Source organism: Roseovarius sp. W115 (assembly GCF_032842945.2).
Lineage (GTDB): Bacteria > Pseudomonadota > Alphaproteobacteria > Rhodobacterales > Rhodobacteraceae > Roseovarius > Roseovarius rhodophyticola.
This window is the reverse complement of sequence record NZ_CP146606.1, coordinates 1,566,390-1,583,187: the sequence shown is the minus strand read 5'-3', so window position 1 is coordinate 1,583,187 and position 16,798 is coordinate 1,566,390. Positions and strand designations below refer to the sequence as shown.

10 protein-coding genes and 4 pseudogenes are annotated in these 16,798 nt (G+C 51.9%); 5 read left to right on the top strand and 9 right to left on the bottom strand.

Going from position 1 to position 16,798, the window contains the following annotated elements; translation table 11 throughout:
• Nucleotides 1-155: 155 nt before the first annotated feature.
• The 5 genes and pseudogenes from RZS32_RS08125 to cysQ form a co-directional block, all read right to left on the bottom strand.
• Nucleotides 156-1,177: pseudogene (locus tag RZS32_RS08125) on the bottom strand (glycosyltransferase family 2 protein).
• Between the two features lie 38 nt (nt 1,178-1,215).
• On the bottom strand, nt 1,216-2,199 hold the full coding sequence (gene galE, locus RZS32_RS08120) for a UDP-glucose 4-epimerase GalE (RefSeq protein ID WP_317056499.1): 984 nt from the start codon (nt 2,197-2,199) through the stop codon (nt 1,216-1,218).
• 20 nt (nt 2,200-2,219) lie between these two features.
• Nucleotides 2,220-3,113 carry a UTP--glucose-1-phosphate uridylyltransferase GalU gene (galU, locus tag RZS32_RS08115; protein WP_317056498.1) on the bottom strand — a complete coding sequence of 298 codons (894 nt, stop codon included), beginning with the start codon at nt 3,111-3,113 and terminating at the stop codon, nt 2,220-2,222.
• 124 nt (nt 3,114-3,237) lie between these two features.
• Nucleotides 3,238-4,038: a 3-deoxy-manno-octulosonate cytidylyltransferase gene (kdsB, locus tag RZS32_RS08110; protein ID WP_317056497.1), complete on the bottom strand. Its 801-nt coding sequence runs from the start codon at nt 4,036-4,038 to the stop codon at nt 3,238-3,240.
• Nucleotides 4,035-4,835, bottom strand: a complete 801-nt coding sequence (cysQ, locus tag RZS32_RS08105; RefSeq protein WP_317056496.1) for a 3'(2'),5'-bisphosphate nucleotidase CysQ — start codon at nt 4,833-4,835, stop codon at nt 4,035-4,037. Before cysQ ends, kdsB begins: the two co-directional genes overlap by 4 nt.
• Before the next feature lie 130 nt (nt 4,836-4,965).
• Between cysQ and RZS32_RS08100 the strand changes: the two genes are divergently transcribed.
• Both RZS32_RS08100 and RZS32_RS08095 read left to right on the top strand, forming a co-directional pair.
• The gene (locus tag RZS32_RS08100) at nt 4,966-5,787 is read left to right on the top strand and encodes an ABC transporter permease (protein ID WP_317056495.1); all 822 of its coding nucleotides are present in this window, start codon (nt 4,966-4,968) and stop codon (nt 5,785-5,787) included.
• Nucleotides 5,784-6,392 (top strand): SH3 domain-containing protein, encoded by a 609-nt coding sequence (locus RZS32_RS08095; protein WP_317056494.1) that lies wholly within the window; start codon nt 5,784-5,786, stop codon nt 6,390-6,392. The genes RZS32_RS08100 and RZS32_RS08095 overlap by 4 nt, the downstream gene beginning before the upstream one ends.
• Nucleotides 6,393-6,431: 39 nt before the next feature.
• On the opposite strand, the gene RZS32_RS08090 is transcribed toward RZS32_RS08095, so the two are convergent.
• Nucleotides 6,432-7,040 (bottom strand): alpha-ketoglutarate-dependent dioxygenase AlkB family protein, encoded by a 609-nt coding sequence (locus RZS32_RS08090; RefSeq protein ID WP_317057871.1) that lies wholly within the window; start codon nt 7,038-7,040, stop codon nt 6,432-6,434.
• Between the two features lie 208 nt (nt 7,041-7,248).
• Between RZS32_RS08090 and dnaK the strand changes: the two genes are divergently transcribed.
• From dnaK to radC, 3 genes and pseudogenes are all read left to right on the top strand, one after another.
• Nucleotides 7,249-9,162, top strand: a complete 1,914-nt coding sequence (gene dnaK, locus RZS32_RS08085; protein ID WP_317056493.1) for a molecular chaperone DnaK — start codon at nt 7,249-7,251, stop codon at nt 9,160-9,162.
• Nucleotides 9,163-9,226: 64 nt separating this feature from the next.
• Complete coding sequence (gene dnaJ / locus RZS32_RS08080) at nt 9,227-10,375, top strand: molecular chaperone DnaJ (protein WP_317056492.1); 1,149 nt, start codon at nt 9,227-9,229, stop codon at nt 10,373-10,375.
• A gap of 95 nt (nt 10,376-10,470) precedes the next feature.
• A pseudogene (radC, locus tag RZS32_RS08075) lies at nt 10,471-11,201 on the top strand (RadC family protein).
• Here the strand turns inward: radC and RZS32_RS08070 are convergent.
• From RZS32_RS08070 to secA, 3 genes and pseudogenes are all read right to left on the bottom strand, one after another.
• Nucleotides 11,198-12,756: pseudogene (locus tag RZS32_RS08070) on the bottom strand (substrate-binding domain-containing protein). The pseudogenes radC and RZS32_RS08070 sit on opposite strands and share 4 nt — an antisense overlap.
• A 22-nt stretch (nt 12,757-12,778) precedes the next feature.
• Nucleotides 12,779-13,891 carry a translocase gene (locus RZS32_RS08065; RefSeq protein WP_317056491.1) on the bottom strand — a complete coding sequence of 371 codons (1,113 nt, stop codon included), beginning with the start codon at nt 13,889-13,891 and terminating at the stop codon, nt 12,779-12,781.
• An 88-nt stretch (nt 13,892-13,979) separates the two neighbouring features.
• Nucleotides 13,980-16,681, bottom strand: a pseudogene (gene secA, locus RZS32_RS08060) (preprotein translocase subunit SecA).
• Between the last annotated feature and the right edge of the window lie 117 nt (nt 16,682-16,798).

The following is a 16,798-nucleotide window of genomic DNA, read 5'->3' as shown; positions in this document are numbered from 1 at the left end:
GGCCGGCATTTTTTTAGAGCCACACCTTATTGCCTGACGCTTAACGCATCCTTTTTGCAGGAGCGTAACGTCTCTTTCGACGCTGTGTCGCCCGCGACTACTCGTACTAAACACCTTATGTGATTGCTCAAAACGGGTAAACTCCCAAACCAGTTTCATACCCAATTCCCCTTTGACATCAAACCCATGGCTTCAAGCTGACGCCAACCCGTCAATTCGCTCGACGCCTCGCACCAAAGTGTCGGGTTTTCGCTCAGCGCGTCGTAGTAATCATCATAGAGCTTGGAATTGGCGAAATGCTCTGCGCGCTGCTTTTCCTCAGATGATCGAGTGACAACTGAATGGAGAAACTTCGAGTGCAGCAAAATCCCAGATGTGCGCTCTCCTCCATCAACGTCGTAAACGTGATTGAGACGCCGGGGTAAAAGCGAATGCGCAGAACTTACATATGCATATCTCCGGTTCCATTTCACCAACGGGATCTTACCCAGAGTCGGAGCACGTTTGGGTCTGTCCTTGAAGAAAAGCCGTGCACGCACACCACCTTGTATCCATAGGTTTTGAAGATCGCTTTTCTTCTGAATCACGTAATTGCCACCGTCGAACCAACTCAATGTGTCAAATGGGTTTTCTCCAGGGTTATAAGTCGCGTCCCCAACCGGGCCTTTCGGATACATGTCCAGCATCAAAGCGCCGAATGACTCATGACCGTGCTGTTCAAGCCAGTTGGTTAAAGCGGGCAAACTGCGTGTTTGGTGGTGCGGGTAGATCAGAATCTCGTCCGCATCCACAGACAAACACCAATGACCGTGACCAAATCTGATCTGAAGCCACGTCACCCAATCGACACCAAAACGAGAAAGACGATAACTTTTGGTCGTGCGCCATAGCGAGACATCATCTTGTTCTTTCAAGAACTCTACTGTTCCGTCATCGCTAGCATTGTCGACGATGAGAAAATGCTTAACGCCGAGTCTGCGGTAGTGATCAAGGAAAAAGGGAGTCGCAAAGCCTCGTTGCGCACAGTCGAAAACAACAACACATCTTGAGCTGATATCTGAGGCGTTCGATCCACAATCAAACAGAGCTGCCGACGCTTGCGAAATGCACGAAAGAGCAACCTGCGGCGTTTCCACCGCAGCCTGTAGGCAAATACTGCTTCCGACAGCACGCTCATGGATCGCCCGATTTAGTGCCTCCGCGTGAAAATCAGGTTTATTTTTCGTAATGTCCAGTTTGATGCCACCGCCAAGCATCAGAAATCATCTGGTCAAGCGTTGATCGTTCAGAATTCCAACCAAGTTCGGTCAGAGCGCGTGCTGACCCTGAAACTAGTTTTGTACAATCACCTGGCCGCCTGTCGCCGTAAACAACCGGCACATCCTGACCTGTGGCTTTCCTTGCCTGGTCAATAACTTCTCTGACAGAAAACCCGGAGCCAGTGCCAAGATTAAACACACGACTAGGTTTTCCGGAGTCCAGCCACTTCAATCCAAGGACATGCGCATCAACAAGATCAGTGACATGAACATAATCCCGGATACATGTTCCATCAGGTGTATCGTAATCGGTTCCGAAAACCGTCAAGGCATCCCGCTTTCCGGAAATCGCATCCAAGATCAACGGTACAAGATGTGTCTCGGGTTGGTGAAACTCTCCGATTTCGGCATCCGGATCAGCGCCCGCCACGTTAAAATAGCGAAAGATCACATGCTTTAGGCCATGTGACTCTTCAAAGTTCTGCAACATGTCTTCAATGGCACGTTTGCTGGCGCCATAGGCATTTATCGGATGCTGAGCAGTGGTCTCATCCAGAACCACGTTATCGTGGTCTCCATACGTGGCACAGGTCGACGAAAATACGATGCTCTTACATCCTGCAGAAAGAGCCGCCTGGCAAAGTGTAAGTGACCCAGAGACGTTGTTATCCCAGTACAAGCCCGGATTTTGCATACTTTCACCAACCTGGCTCAGAGCGCCAAAGTGCAAAATCGCTATTGGATTATAAGCCGAAAACACCTCATCAAGGCGTGCTCGGTCCCTGAGGTCTCCTTGCTCAAACGGACCGAACTTTACCGCATCGGCCCAACCGGTGCAGAGGTTGTCATACGTAACAGGGATATACCCTGCGGCTTTCAGAGCTTTGCAAGCATGTGATCCGATGTATCCGGCCCCACCGGTGACCAGGACATATGTCAAGTTCAGCCCCCGAAAGCTGGTTATTCAGCCGCTTTCGCCGCGTTGACCATTTCGCTCAGAAAACCCCACAAATCATCGCGAAGTTCTGGTCGATCCAGCGCAAAAGCCACAGTGGCTTGCAGGAAGCCAGACTTGGACCCACAATCAAAGCGGCGCCCATCAAAGCGATAGCCATAAACCTCTTCGCCTTCCTGGCGCGCATCGGCAATGGCGTCGGTCAATTGAATCTCTCCACCTGCACCGGTCTTCTTCTTGTTGAGTTTCTGAAGAACGGTTGGTGTCAGAATATAGCGGCCAATAACCGCCAGATTGGAAGGGGACTCTCCTAGGTTTGGCTTTTCAACCATACCTTTGGTCGAAACGATTTTGCCCATATCATCCTTGATATCCAGCATACCGTATGACGAGGTTTGCTCATCGGCCACTTCCATCGCCGCAACAATGTTTCCACCAGTTTCTTCGTAAGCTTCAACCATCTGCTGAAGACAGGGTTTGTCTGCGGAGATGACATCATCCGGAAGAATAACTGCGAACGGCTCATTCGCAATCAAACGTCGCGCACACCATACGGCATGTCCGAGACCCAAAGGTTTATTCTGACGTGTATATGCGATTTCACCGCTGTCCATATTGGTAGAACGCAGGATTTCCAGAAGCTCATCTTTGCCTTTTTTCCGCAGCTCTTGTTCCAACTGCGGGGCATTGTCGAAATAGTCTTCCAAAGCACCCTTTCCGCGAGACGTAACAAAGATAAACTCTTTGATCCCAGCGGCACGCGCCTCGTCAATCGCGTACTGAACCAGCGGCCGGTCAACCAATGTCATGATTTCCTTCGGCACGGACTTCGTCGCAGGAAGGAACCGTGTGCCCATTCCCGCCACGGGAAAAATCGCCTTGGTTAGTTTCTTTCGCATTTACCGCTCCTAGACAGCCCTAATCGTAAAAACAGGACAATTGTGACCACTCCATGGCGGCACATAACAGTTTATTCGTTTTTTAAGTGTTTACGTAGCAACATATCGCCGACAGGTCAAAATTTCAGCGCATTCCCATCTCTTTCATCATGACTTCAAGGCGTGGCACATCCTCAGGGTTGTTGAGCTCCCAAAACTTACGGCCTTTTGCGTGTACTTCAGTGCAAAGAATACGCCTTCCGTTTTCCAAAAACCTCAACTGCTCAAGACCCTCCAAGTTCTCCAATGGGCCAGAAGCCCAACCGACATATTCCTCCAGAGCTTTAGGGCGATATGCATAGACACCAACATGGTGAAAAACAGGTGTATCTTCCCCTTCAGCATATTGGTCAGACGTGAAAGGAACGACTTCTTTTGAGAAGTAAAGCGCATAGCGGTTTCTATCGAAAACAGCCGTCGTGCCACCTACACGACCATGCGCACGGTCATTCAAAAACCCATTCAACGCTTCTCCATCGCAGCGCAGGACAGGGGTAGCAACATCAGCTATTAAGTCTGAGTTCAAATCCGAAACCAAGTCTTCAATAAACCAACTTGGCGTTAACGGCGCATCGCCCTGTAGATTAACGACAATATCAAAGTTCCCGCCCAATTTTGTATGTGCCTGAGCGCATCTTTCCGTACCATTTGCACAATCTGGTGAGGTCATGACAACCTCAGCCCCAAAGGCTTGTGCGGCATCACGAATGCGCGTGTCGTCCGTTGCCACGACAACGCGGTCGACACCATTTACAGACAAAGCGGCGTCCCAGCTTCGCTCAATCAGGCTCTTTTCCGTACCGTCAGCACCCTTGAGCTTCGCAAGAGGTTTTCCTGGATATCGTGATGACGCATAGCGCGCCGGTATAGCGATCAATACGCTCATTTCGCAGACTTCAGATCGACGTTGGGCGAATAGGCAATGAAAAACGGATTGGCGTAGCTCTCCTTGCCATAAATCAGAGGCGTGTGATCATCAAACCTTACAACCTTCCCCCCAGCGCCATGCAACACCGCATGCCCTGCAGCAGTGTCCCACTCCATGGTTCGGCCGACGCGCGGATAAATGTCGGCTTCCCCGGTTGCTATCAAACAGAACTTTAGCGAAGATCCCGCACTCTTCATGTCTTTGACTGCGTATTTGCTTATGTAGTCATCAGTAGCCTGATCACGATGCGACTTGCTTGCCACGACCAGCAGGGCGGAATTGTCAGGGTCAGACACACTGATCTCGTTTAGCACTCCGATTTTGTCTTTCTCAAATGAACCAACTTCTTCAACGGAAGTCCCGTCTGCCTGCGTGAAAAACATGCGCTCCTTGGCAGGCGCATACACGACCCCTCGTGTCGGGACACCATCTTCAACGAAGGCGATATTTACCGTGAAATCACCACGTCGATTGATGAATTCTTTCGTCCCGTCCAATGGATCTACAATCAGGAAAGTTTGCGCCTTCTGATCATGCGTTGCCGCTTGTTCCTCAGTAATAAGAAAAGTATCTGGAAAGGCTTTTTCTAAACCAGCAGAAATCAAGGCATCTGCCGCTTCATCAGCTTCCGTTACCGGGCTTGAATCCGACTTAACTTTCACGTCAAAATCATCTGAATTATAAATCTCCATTATGAGATCACCGGCTTCCAGCGCAAGGCGCCGCATAACAGTAACAAGAGCGTCGTAGTTCAAAGCAGTCTCCATTCAAAACCTTCCTGCAAGCCTGTGTTGCGGGATTGTCGCGCGCCCCTTATGATACGGTGCTAACGGGACAGCAAGAATTCCCTGTTTAAACAAGCATAAGTTAACCGGCTGGGCAGGCATGTTTCAGAATACGCGAAAAGGAACACTTCTCGGATCCGCCTTAACCTTGGCGGAAGTGATCTACCATGCAACTGTACGCGACATTCGCAAAGCGCATGGAAATGCGTTCATGGCGCTTTTCGTTAGCATCGCGACAACGGTCATTTTTGTACTCGCATTTTTTTTCATGTTTTCCTTCCTTGGACTGCGAGGCGCTAAACTTCGCGGTGATTTTCTGCTTTACATACTGTCCGGTGTTTTTCTCTATATCACTCACATCAGAGCGGTTGGCGCTGTTGCGGGTGCAGAAAATTCAACTTCACCGATGATGCAACATACGCCAATGAACACAGTTGTATCTATCTGTTCTTCGGCAATCGGCTCACTGTACATCCAGGTACTGGCTCTATTCATAATTCTGTTTCTGTACCATACCCTCATCAATCCAATAGAAATCTCACAGCCGATTCCCGCATTCGGCATGTTTCTCTTAGCCTGGTTTACGGGATGCGCCGTGGGGCTTTTGTTTATGGCGTTAACTCCTTGGTTCCCTACGGCGGCAAGCTTGCTACGAACGGTGTATGTCCGCGTCAACATGATTGCGTCAGGTAAACTGTTTGTTGCAAATGCACTGCCAGGTTTCCTACTGGCTGTGTTTGACTGGAATCCCCTGTTTCACGTCATTGATCAATCGCGGGGATTTGTATTTATCAATTACTATCCTCGCAATACATCTTACGAATATGCGTTCATAGTCGCATGCGTTCTGGTCGTTATTGGGCTTCTTGGCGAGTTTTATACACGCCAGCACGCCTCAACCAGCTGGAGTGCGAGGCGATGAGATTTCTGTTTTCAGTTTTGGTTGCTTTAATCCTTGCTTCAAAAGCCTATTCCGAAGCGCTACCAGCTTACTACAACGTATCAAACGTTGCTCCGGATGATGTCCTAAACATTCGCCAGGCGCCAAGTACCGCTGCGTCCATCATTGGAAAACTCGGTCATGAAGATACCAGCATCGAAGTGGTTGCCTTTGACGAAGACAAAGAATGGGGACAAGTCAATATCGGAGAAATGGCCGGTTGGGTTTCTCTGAGATTCCTGACACGACAACCTGGTCAAATCGACGATGAACTACCCTCACCACTGGTTTGCGCAGGCACAGAACCTTTCTGGACTTTGGACATCGCAGGAGGAGAAACAGCGCAACTTTCGCGACCGGGCGAAACACCCGTGGATGTTCGAATGCTTGAACCTGTAACGGCCTCAAATCGCACTGATCGCTATGCTATTTTTGGGCAAGGCGGAGACCGTGTTTATACATTCATTTTTCACAGGGATGCATGTTCTGATGGGATGTCGGATCGTGCATACGGGATGAGCGTGGACTTGTTTTTGACCGAAGAAAAAGGGGTGAGTTACGTCACGGGCTGCTGCAATTTGAAATAAGCCAATTGCACCTGACTTGGATTCCTTGGGAACAGAGTTTCAATCCACCACGCGGCAGGTCAGGTTGATACGCCCTCCTTGGTTCAAAAGCGTAGATGTACCAGGCCGAATACGATCCACTCCATGGTAGGTCAGCCGCGCATCACCTCCCATCACCACAACATCTCCGGACTGAAGCCAAATAGACTCTGTTGATCCTCCGCGTTCTTGGTTGCCAATCCGAAAAAGCGCGTCATCTCCCAATGACAAAGACAAGACCGGCCAAGAAAAATCCGCTTCGTCTCGATCTTGGTGCAAACTCATGCGTGCTTTGTCTTGGTAAAAATTGATCAGGCAACAATCGGGCAAACGATCCACATCGCCCAAGGCGCGCCAAATCTTCAGAACGGAAGACGGTATATCAGGCCACGCTGTGCCATTTGGATGGTGTGTTACGTAGCGATACCCCTTTCGATCAGAGTACCATCCGTATTTGCCAGCCGAGGTCATTTGCACCGTCATCGGCTTTCCATATGGCGTCATAGGCGAAAAAAACGGTGCGGTTCGGACCACCTCACGCAGGTCTTTCACAATCTGTGCCTGCTGTGCGACATCTAGAAAACCAACGAAAACCTTAAATCCCCTTATTTCGAGTGGTTTTTGATGCATCGTGCCGTAATCAATTCCCAATACGCCAATTTAATCGCAATTCGCAGTTTTACATGCGTTACACCGCTTGCAGGTGTGCTTTCGCCTGCCTATATACCGCTCGATACGCAGAACATCCACGGATGAGCTGCAGGTCGTTTGGTGGCCAGATGCCGTAACGGGTCCGGTTGCCCCTCAATCGCCTTAAGTAAAGAAGGGATCGAAAAACATGTCCAAAGTCATTGGTATTGACCTCGGAACCACAAACAGCTGTGTCGCCATCATGGATGGTAGCCAAGCCCGAGTGATCGAAAACTCAGAAGGCGCGCGCACCACGCCCTCAATTGTAGCCTTCACAGATGACGAGCGCCTCGTAGGCCAGCCTGCGAAACGCCAGGCCGTCACAAACCCAGAGAACACAATCTTCGGTGTCAAGCGTCTGATCGGTCGTCGCGAAGACGACAAGGATCTGGCGAAAGACAAAAAGAACATGCCGTTCAACGTCATTGATGGCGGCAATGGTGATGCATGGGTTGAAGCCAAAGGCGAGAAGTATTCGCCAAGCCAGATCTCAGCCTTCATTCTCGGGAAAATGAAAGAAACCGCCGAGTCCTATCTTGGCGAAGAAGTGACCCAAGCGGTTATCACTGTTCCCGCCTATTTCAACGATGCTCAACGTCAGGCCACCAAGGACGCTGGCAAGATTGCCGGTCTTGAAGTGCTTCGCATCATTAACGAGCCGACAGCAGCTGCATTGGCCTATGGTCTCGACAAAGAAGAAACACACACCATCGCGGTCTATGACCTTGGCGGTGGTACATTCGACGTCACCATCCTGGAAATTGACGACGGCCTGTTTGAAGTGAAATCCACCAACGGGGATACGTTCCTTGGCGGTGAAGACTTTGACATGCGCATCGTCAACTACCTCGCCGACGAGTTCAAAAAGGAAAATGGCGTCGACCTGACCAAGGACAAGATGGCCCTTCAACGGCTGAAAGAAGCTGCGGAAAAAGCCAAGATCGAGTTGAGCTCTTCGTCACAGACCGAAATCAACCAGCCGTTCATTTCCATGGGGTCAGACGGCCAGCCGCTGCACATGGTCATCAAACTCACCCGTGCCAAGCTGGAAAGCCTGGTTGGTGATCTGATCGCGGCTTCGCTCAAGCCATGCAAGGCCGCTCTTAAAGATGCCGGACTTTCGGCAGGTGACATTGACGAGGTCGTACTCGTCGGCGGTATGACCCGGATGCCGAAAGTGGTCGAAGAAGTAACCAAGTTCTTCGGTAAGGAGCCACATAAGGGCGTGAACCCGGATGAGGTGGTCGCGATGGGCGCTGCAATCCAAGCAGGTGTCCTGCAGGGCGATGTGAAAGATGTTGTGCTTCTCGATGTGACACCGCTGTCGCTAGGCATCGAAACTTTGGGTGGTGTGTTCACACGCCTGATCGACCGCAACACAACGATCCCGACGAACAAGTCTCAGATCTTCTCAACCGCTGAGGACAACCAAAGCGCTGTGACGATCCGTGTGTTCCAGGGCGAACGAGAGATGGCGACGGACAATAAAATTCTGGGCCAGTTCAACCTGGAAGATATTCCACCAGCGCCACGCGGCATGCCACAGATCGAAGTAACTTTTGACATCGACGCCAACGGCATCGTGTCTGTTCAAGCCAAAGACAAAGGCACCGGTAAGGAGCATAAGATTACGATCCAGGCGTCCGGTGGCCTGAGCGACGAAGACATCGATCAGATGGTCCGTGACGCTGAAGAAAATGCTGAGGCTGATAAGGAACGCCGCGAACTCGTCGAGGCCCGCAATCAGGCCGAGAGCCTTATACATTCCACAGAAAAGTCAGTGGAAGAGCATGGCGACAAGGTGGATCCGACCACGGTCGAAGCCATCGAGCTTGCGATTGCCGCTCTCAAGGATGACCTCGAGAAAGAGGACGCCACGGCCGACAAAATCAAGGCTGGGCTGCAGAATGTCACCGAAGCTGCAATGAAGCTTGGCGAAGCGATCTACAAGGCGAGCCAGGAAGAAGGCGAAGAAGAGCCCGCGGCCGCTGACGAAATGCGCGGAGAAGAAGATATCGTCGACGCGGATTTCGAAGATCTGGATGAAGACAAGCGCGCTTAACGCGTCTAACGGACAGGCAGAGGCCGGTTGTCGGCCTCTGCTCTCCGATTAAAGGAGATTTCCGATGGCAAAGCGCGACTACTATGATGTGCTTGGGGTTTCAAAGGGAGCCTCAGCCGAAGAGATCAAAAAAGCCTACCGCGGAAAAGCCAAAGAGCTTCACCCGGACCGCAACAAGGACAACCCGAACGCCGAATCCGCCTTTAAGGAGGCTGGAGAAGCGTATGACATCCTTAAAGATGCGGAAAAGAAAGCGGCTTATGACCGGTTTGGTCATGCTGCTTTCGAAGGCGGCACAGGAGCCGGAGCACGCCCGGGTGGCGGATTCGGCGGGCAAGGTGATTTCGCCAGCGCATTCTCAGATGTATTCGATGACCTCTTCGGTGACTTTATGGGGGGCGGTCGCGGGGGCAACGGTCAACGCGCAGCACGCGGTGCGGACCTACGCTACAATCTACGCATCTCACTTGATGATGCTTACCGAGGACTGCAGAAGACGATCAATGTTCCCACGTCAGTAGCCTGTGATGTGTGCAACGGTTCAGGTGCCGAAGGCGGTGTCGAGCCATCGACCTGCCCCACTTGTTCCGGCATGGGCAAGGTTCGCGCACAACAAGGTTTCTTTACTGTTGAACGCACTTGCCCGACCTGCACAGGCATGGGTCAGATTATCAAAAATCCTTGCACCACGTGCAGTGGACAAGGCCGCGTTCAAAAAGACCGATCCCTGAGTGTGAACATACCAGCCGGTGTGGAAACAGGCACCCGCATTCGCCTCGCAAGCGAAGGTGAAGCCGGAATGCGCGGCGGTCCCCCTGGGGATTTGTACATCTTCATCGAGGTTGATCGACACGAAATCTTCGAGCGTGAGGAAACGAACCTCTTTTGTCGCGTACCAGTGTCTCTGGCCAAGGCTGCATTGGGCGGGGACATCGAAGTTCCGACAATAGATGGCGGGCGCAGTCGCGTGAAAATTCCAGAAGGGTCGCAATCGGGTCGGCAAATGCGCCTGAGAGGTAAAGGCATGCCGGCACTTCGTGGTGGGTCTACGGGTGACATGTTCATTGAATTGGCGGTGGAAACACCTGTGAATTTGACATCGCGCCAAAAAGAAATCCTGCGCGAGTTCGAGGAGTTGTCAGAGGAAAACAATCCCGAGAGCAGTAGCTTCTTTAGATCAGTGAAAAGCTTCTGGGATGGAATGAAGAGCTAATCGTTTCATCCCCGACACACAGCTTAACCACCTGTTAAGCTACGTATGAGCATGGTAAAGCCATGCAGCCCAACTCTCAAAAATCCGAAGCCCCGATGCCGCTCTTTGCGGCGGATGAACTGGTTTTTCCTCTCCCAGAGCCTCTCAAAAACATCCCCCCTATATTCAGGATCATCGCCGTCGTCTGCGCGACAGATTTCTGGCAGGAGGTCCAGAAGCACTTCCTGACTACGAAGTGCTGGAATTGGTTCTGTTCCGCGCCATACCACGCCAAGACGTGAAACCAATTGCGCATGATCTTCTGGCGGAGTTTGGCAATTTCAATGCTGTGATCTCTGCACCCCACGATCAACTGTCGCGCGTTCGCGGTGTTGGGCCATCCGTGGTGTGCGAACTGAAAGTCGTGGAGGCCGCCGCACATCGTTTGGCCCGGTCTCGGGTGATCCATCGGCCGGTGGTATCTTCTTGGGACTCACTCATTGACTACTGTCACACGACCATGGCGCATCGTGACATCGAACAGTTCCGCGCCTTTTTTCTAGACACCAAAAACGCCCTGATCGCTGACGAAGAACAAGCACGCGGGACCGTCAATCACGTTCCGGTCTACCCCAGAGAGGTCGTCAAGCGCGCCCTGCAATTGAATGCAAGCGCCCTTATTCTTGTCCATAACCACCCTTCTGGTGATCCGACGCCATCATCAACGGACATCTCCGTCACGCGGCAAATTCAGAATGCATGCGAGGTTTTGGGGCTAACACTGCATGACCACGTGATCATCGGCAAATCTTGTGAAATCAGCTTTCGGGCAGAAGGTTTGATCTAGCGGATCCAAACTTCGACACGTCTGTTGATGCGTCTTCCCCAGGCTGTCTCGTCACAAGCCATGGGAAGGGCCTCACCGAATGCGTCCACTTCAACATTCACACGAGACAGGTTGGCAGTTTCGGCGGCCGCCAAGACCGCATCTCTGACGGCCACGGCGCGACGCATGGCGATCCGCTTGTTCGTGGCCGCCGCCCCTTCACCATCACTGAATCCCACAAACAGCAAACGTCGCGTGTCATACCGCCCTTGCTCCAACGCTCTGGCCAACCGAAGGACGTTTGACCGAGACTGTGCATCAAGCCGTGCTGAGCCAGGTTCAAATCGAAAGCTTGTCGTCAACCTGCGCAAAGACGTAAGTGTTGAGACCAGCCTCTGCAGTTCTTTCAAGGAGACTTCCGGTCCGGCCAGGGTGATTGCATTCGCAAACCGATCCCCTTGCTCATTGACCGAGATTTCCTCCTGCCCTTGATCCACAAAACCTGCACGACGAATGACAAGCTGTGCGGAAGGGTCACGCAGAAACGCCAGAAACTCTCGTACAAGTTTTGGAAATCTCCGCGCCGGAACATAGAGAAAAACCGGAGCCGTCAGCGGATAGTCTTCAGTCTTGACCGCCCTACGCGTTGCCTGAAGCGCAAAACCACACCCCCGCCAAGCGCCAAAGCCCAGTTGTTTCCAACCTCTGTCTGACTTGTCAGTCCAAGGGCAAAAGGATCCTTCGTCACCGCTTCCGACAAGGCACGACCATCATCAAAAATCTTGGCATTCGGGCCGAGTTGTTCAACCGCCGGTTTCAGGACGAGATCTTCAATAGCCTGCCCTAACCCTGTGTTAGGACCATGCACATGAACACTGATTGGAGCATCAGGCCCCCCAAGATCAGCCCAATTCACGATATCCCCAGACAGAATCCCCGCCAGGTCCGGCAATGTAATGACTTGCACCGGATTGGAAGGTGAAACCATCGGCACCAATGCATCAAGCGCCACAACCCGGCTTCGTCCGCGCGCCTCAAGATCGCCCAAACCTTCCTCACGTGCCTGTCCAAGTTCTTCGTCTCGAATTTCACGCATCGACATGGCAATGTCGGCATCTCCCTGGATCAACTCGGTAATCCCCATGTCCGAGTTGTTCAGGCGCAAGAATATTTCTCCCACCACACGTTCTTCGGCAGGGTCGGTCAGGATGGCCAAAACGGTTCCATCTTCAAGATTTTGAAGACTGAGATCATAATCTGACCGGATCGCAAATGCCTCGAGTAAAGCTGGAAGCAATATGCGCCCAATTGTCGGTGAGCCGGAAAACACCGCTTGCGCGATGAAGGTTTCAAGGTTGGGACACCCCGGTCCAGCACAATCGACGCCCGAGCCATCAACAGTCAACTCACCATAAATGGTATCGACGCGATAAAACTCGCCGTCGAAGCCCAGCAGGTTGCCAGAAATCTCAACCCGACCGTCGCGTGACGTCAAAGTGACGTCTTGAGCAAAAGCGGGCAGCCCGCAAACCCAAAACAAAAGTGCGGCGAAACCCGCCGCACGCGCTTTTATCATCTGGACCTCTTGCTCGCAGCGCTCAATTACGTGCGATTGTCAGGTCTTCGTATAGGTTTTTCAACACAAGAAAGTCACCAACGGCACCACAGTCCGGCATAGCGATCATTAGGTCACGCGCCTCAAGACTTCCAGCACCAGACATGATGAACGCCTGAGCTTCCAAGTCCTGACCGCAGGTTGAGCCACCAACTTCAATCTCAATGTTGATCTCAGTGTCGCTCTCGCCTTTGGAGGGAAACGTATAAATTTCCGCATTCAGGCTTTCTACCAGGCCATCCTCGACAAGTCGCGTAAGGAAACCTGTTTGTTTCAACGACGTATCTTTGCTTGATTCACGCCAAACATGGCCTGCGTCCTCGTAAGACGCACCGTTCTCAAAAGCATGCATTTGGACATCTGTGTCGCCCTTCCATTGTACGACGTACCGTTCATAGGCGCTCAAATCAGAAATCTGCACGTTCGCAACGGCACCTTCGCCGTTGGCAAACGCCGCAATGAACAACGCATTCTCAGCAAGTGCAGGAACTTTTGCACGCCACTCGCCGTTCTCATCGGTCACGCCCGAAATCATCATACCACTATGATGCAACGTAAAGCGTTCGTTCGTCATGCAGCTCGCCTCAAGCGCCAGCACTGCCATCGCCGCATCACCCGGCGCTGCTGTTAACTCGATTTCGCACGTAAACGCAGGCGCTTTTTCTTCGACCGGAAGATCAGAAATTGGCACTTCACTGGATGCAACAACCTTCACCGGTTCACTGGGGAGTACTATGGGATCGGCGGCAGCGACAGGTGCCGCAGGCAAGGCAGATGTGAGAATAACTTCGCCCACCTGTACGTCTTCAATATCCACGGCTTTATCGCTGAAAGCGAGGGCATCTGTGTCTGAAGCTGCCTGCGTATCATTTTGGAAATGCTCCGCTGCCTCAACAAAGTCCCGTTTGGTCTCAAGCCCTACAGGAAACGCGTTGGAACTCACCGAGGCGACGGCAACACCGGATCGAGTTTGGTTCTCACCACCGACAAGTACGTTTTGCATCACATACCCTGTTCCCAGAGCACAAATCAGCACACCGCTCGTCATAGCCAAGCGCTTGGGGCCAAAAGATAATTTCATGACGGCCTCCCACAAGCCAGGGAAATTCCTGACTGTGGTAGTTAAAAATCAAGGCCGGTCTGTGGCAGTGCAAAGGTGTCTTTTGGCGGCTCGGTGCTAAACTCTAGACCAATCTGCCATGGCAATGTTTGAATTTCTTGCCTGATCCGCACGGGCATTTGTCATTACGACCTGGATTTCCCCAAGTCGTTGGATCGTTCTCATCAAAGCCTTCCAGCGCTTCACCGGCAGGCTCATCTTCGCCCACAACAGCCTGCTCCACGGCACCCTGCATCGCTGCGCGTTGAGCTTCAATCTGCTGAAGCATCGCTTGCTGTTCTTCTTCTGTCATCGGGCGCACCTGCGACAGCTTTTGTGTCACATCCTGCCGCAACCCATCCAACATGCTTTCGAAAAGCTGAAATGCCTCGTTCTTGTATTCATTCAGCGGATCGCGCTGCGCATATCCACGAAACCCAACAACACTGCGCAAATGTTCCAGCGTCAAAAGATGCTCACGCCATTTGGTGTCGATCGTCTGCAAAAGGACCTGCTTTTCAATCATGCGCATGTTTTCCGGGCCAAACTTCTCGGCTTTGTCCGTCATCATGTCGCTGGCCGCTTTTTCGATACGGTCCGCAATCTCGTCGTCGTCAACGCCCTCTTCATCGCCCCACTCTACAAGTGGCAAATCCAGTGTCAGTTGCTCAGCAACGGAGGTTTTGAACCCTTCCATGTCCCACTGATCAGCATAGCTCTTGGGCGGCATATAGCGGTCGATAAGATCATCAATCACTTCGCCACGCATATCCGTCGTGATTTCAGAAAGATCTTCGGCCTTCATGATGTCGAGACGTTGCTTGAAGATCACCTTCCGCTGCTCGTTCATCACGTCATCAAACTTCAAAAGCTGCTTTCGGATGTCAAAGTTGCGGCCTTCGACCTTGGCTTGCGCCCGCTCAAGGCTCTTGTTGACCCAAGGGTGAATAATCGCCTCACCCTCTTTCATACCAAGCGTCGCAAGCACTTTTTCCAGCCGCTCAGAGCCGAAAATCCGCATCAGATCATCTTCGAGGCTTAGAAAAAAGAGGACCGCCCCGGATCACCTTGCCGTCCCGACCGTCCGCGCAGCTGATTGTCTATCCGACGGCTTTCGTGACGTTCAGTGGCCAGAACATAAAGACCACCGGCCTCTTTCACCGCATTTTCATCGGCCGCATGTTCCGCCTCGATCTTTTGGCGCAGCGCCTCTGGATCGGCTTCCGGATCTGCTGCGATGGCCTCAAGGATCTTCAACTCGACATTGCCGCCAAGCTTAATATCCGTACCGCGCCCGGCCATGTTGGTCGCAATAGTCACCGCTCCAAGCTTGCCTGCTTCGGCGATGATCTGCGCCTCCTGTTCATGCTGCCGCGCATTCAGAACGTTGTGTGTCACGCTCGCTTTCGTCAAAAGCGCGCTTAGCGTTTCAGATTTTTCAATCGACGTCGTGCCCACAAGAATGGGTTGCCCTTTTTCATGCGCCTTTTGGATTGCGCCGATAATCGCATCGAACTTCTCGCGTTCTGTGCGATAGACCGCGTCATCTTCGTCCTTGCGCTCAATCGGTTGGTTTGTCGGCACCTCAACAACGCCCAAACCGTAGATCTGACCAAATTCTTCGGCCTCGGTTGCCGCCGTTCCAGTCATTCCCGCAAGCTTGTCGTAAAGTCGAAAATAGTTTTGGAAGGTAACTTGGGCCAAAGTGACGTTTTCAGGCTGAATATCGCAGCCCTCTTTGGCTTCAATCGCCTGATGCAAACCTTCGGACAGACGACGGCCGGCCATCATGCGCCCAGTAAACTCATCAATCAAAACAACATTGCCATCGCGCACGATGTAATCCCGGTCTTTCAGAAACATTTTATGCGCCCGAAGACCCTGGTTCACATGATGCACGATAGTCGTGCTTTCAGGATCATACAGAGACTGTTCCTGCTCAAGAACGCCATTTTCGTGCAGAATACTCTCAAGATATTCGTTGCCTTCATCGGTGAAGGTCACATTCTTCGTTTTTTCATCAATCGTGTAGTGCTCTTCGTCCAAAAGCGGGATGAGCTTGTCGATGGTCACGTATAACTCACTGCGATCCTGTGCCGGGCCGGAAATGATCAACGGCGTCCGCGCCTCATCGATCAGGATTGAGTCAACCTCATCCACAATCGCAAAAAAGTGCCCGCGTTGGTTCATTTCCTCCAGCGACGATTTCATGTTGTCGCGCAAGTAGTCAAAACCAAGTTCGTTGTTCGTGGCATAGGTCACGTCTGCCGAATACGCTTCTTTCTTTTCCGGCTCGGGTTGTTGTGGATAAACCACGCCGGTTGTCATGCCCAGCGCAGAGTAAACCTTGCCCATCCATTCCGCGTCGCGTTTCGCCAGGTAGTCGTTGACGGTAACAATATGAACGTTGCCGCCGGTCAACGCATTCAGATAAGCGGGGAAGGTCGCAACAAGTGTTTTACCCTCACCCGTCTTCATCTCTGAGATGTTTCCCTGATGCAGGAAAATGCCACCCATCAACTGTACGTCAAAAGCTCGCAAACCGAGTGCACGTCGCGCGGCTTCGCGACAATTGGCAAAGGCTTCGGGCAACAGATCATCAAGGCTCTCACCAGATGAAATGCGCTGTTTGAACTCCTGGGATTTATCAATCAAGCCCTGATCACTCAATGCCTCGAATTCTGGCTCCAAAGCGTTGATTTTCTCCACCAAAGGCCGAGTTGCCTTAATTTTGCGATCATTCGGCGTTCCGAAAATCTTTTTAGCAACCGTTCCAATACCCAGCATCTTAAATCCGTTCAGATCTTTCGCGTGTTTTTGATGGGCAATCGCTTGCCCCGACCGCCCTGCAACCCTAGAACGGACGCAATGGGCAATTAGCCTTTGTATCAAGGCGATGTAAGG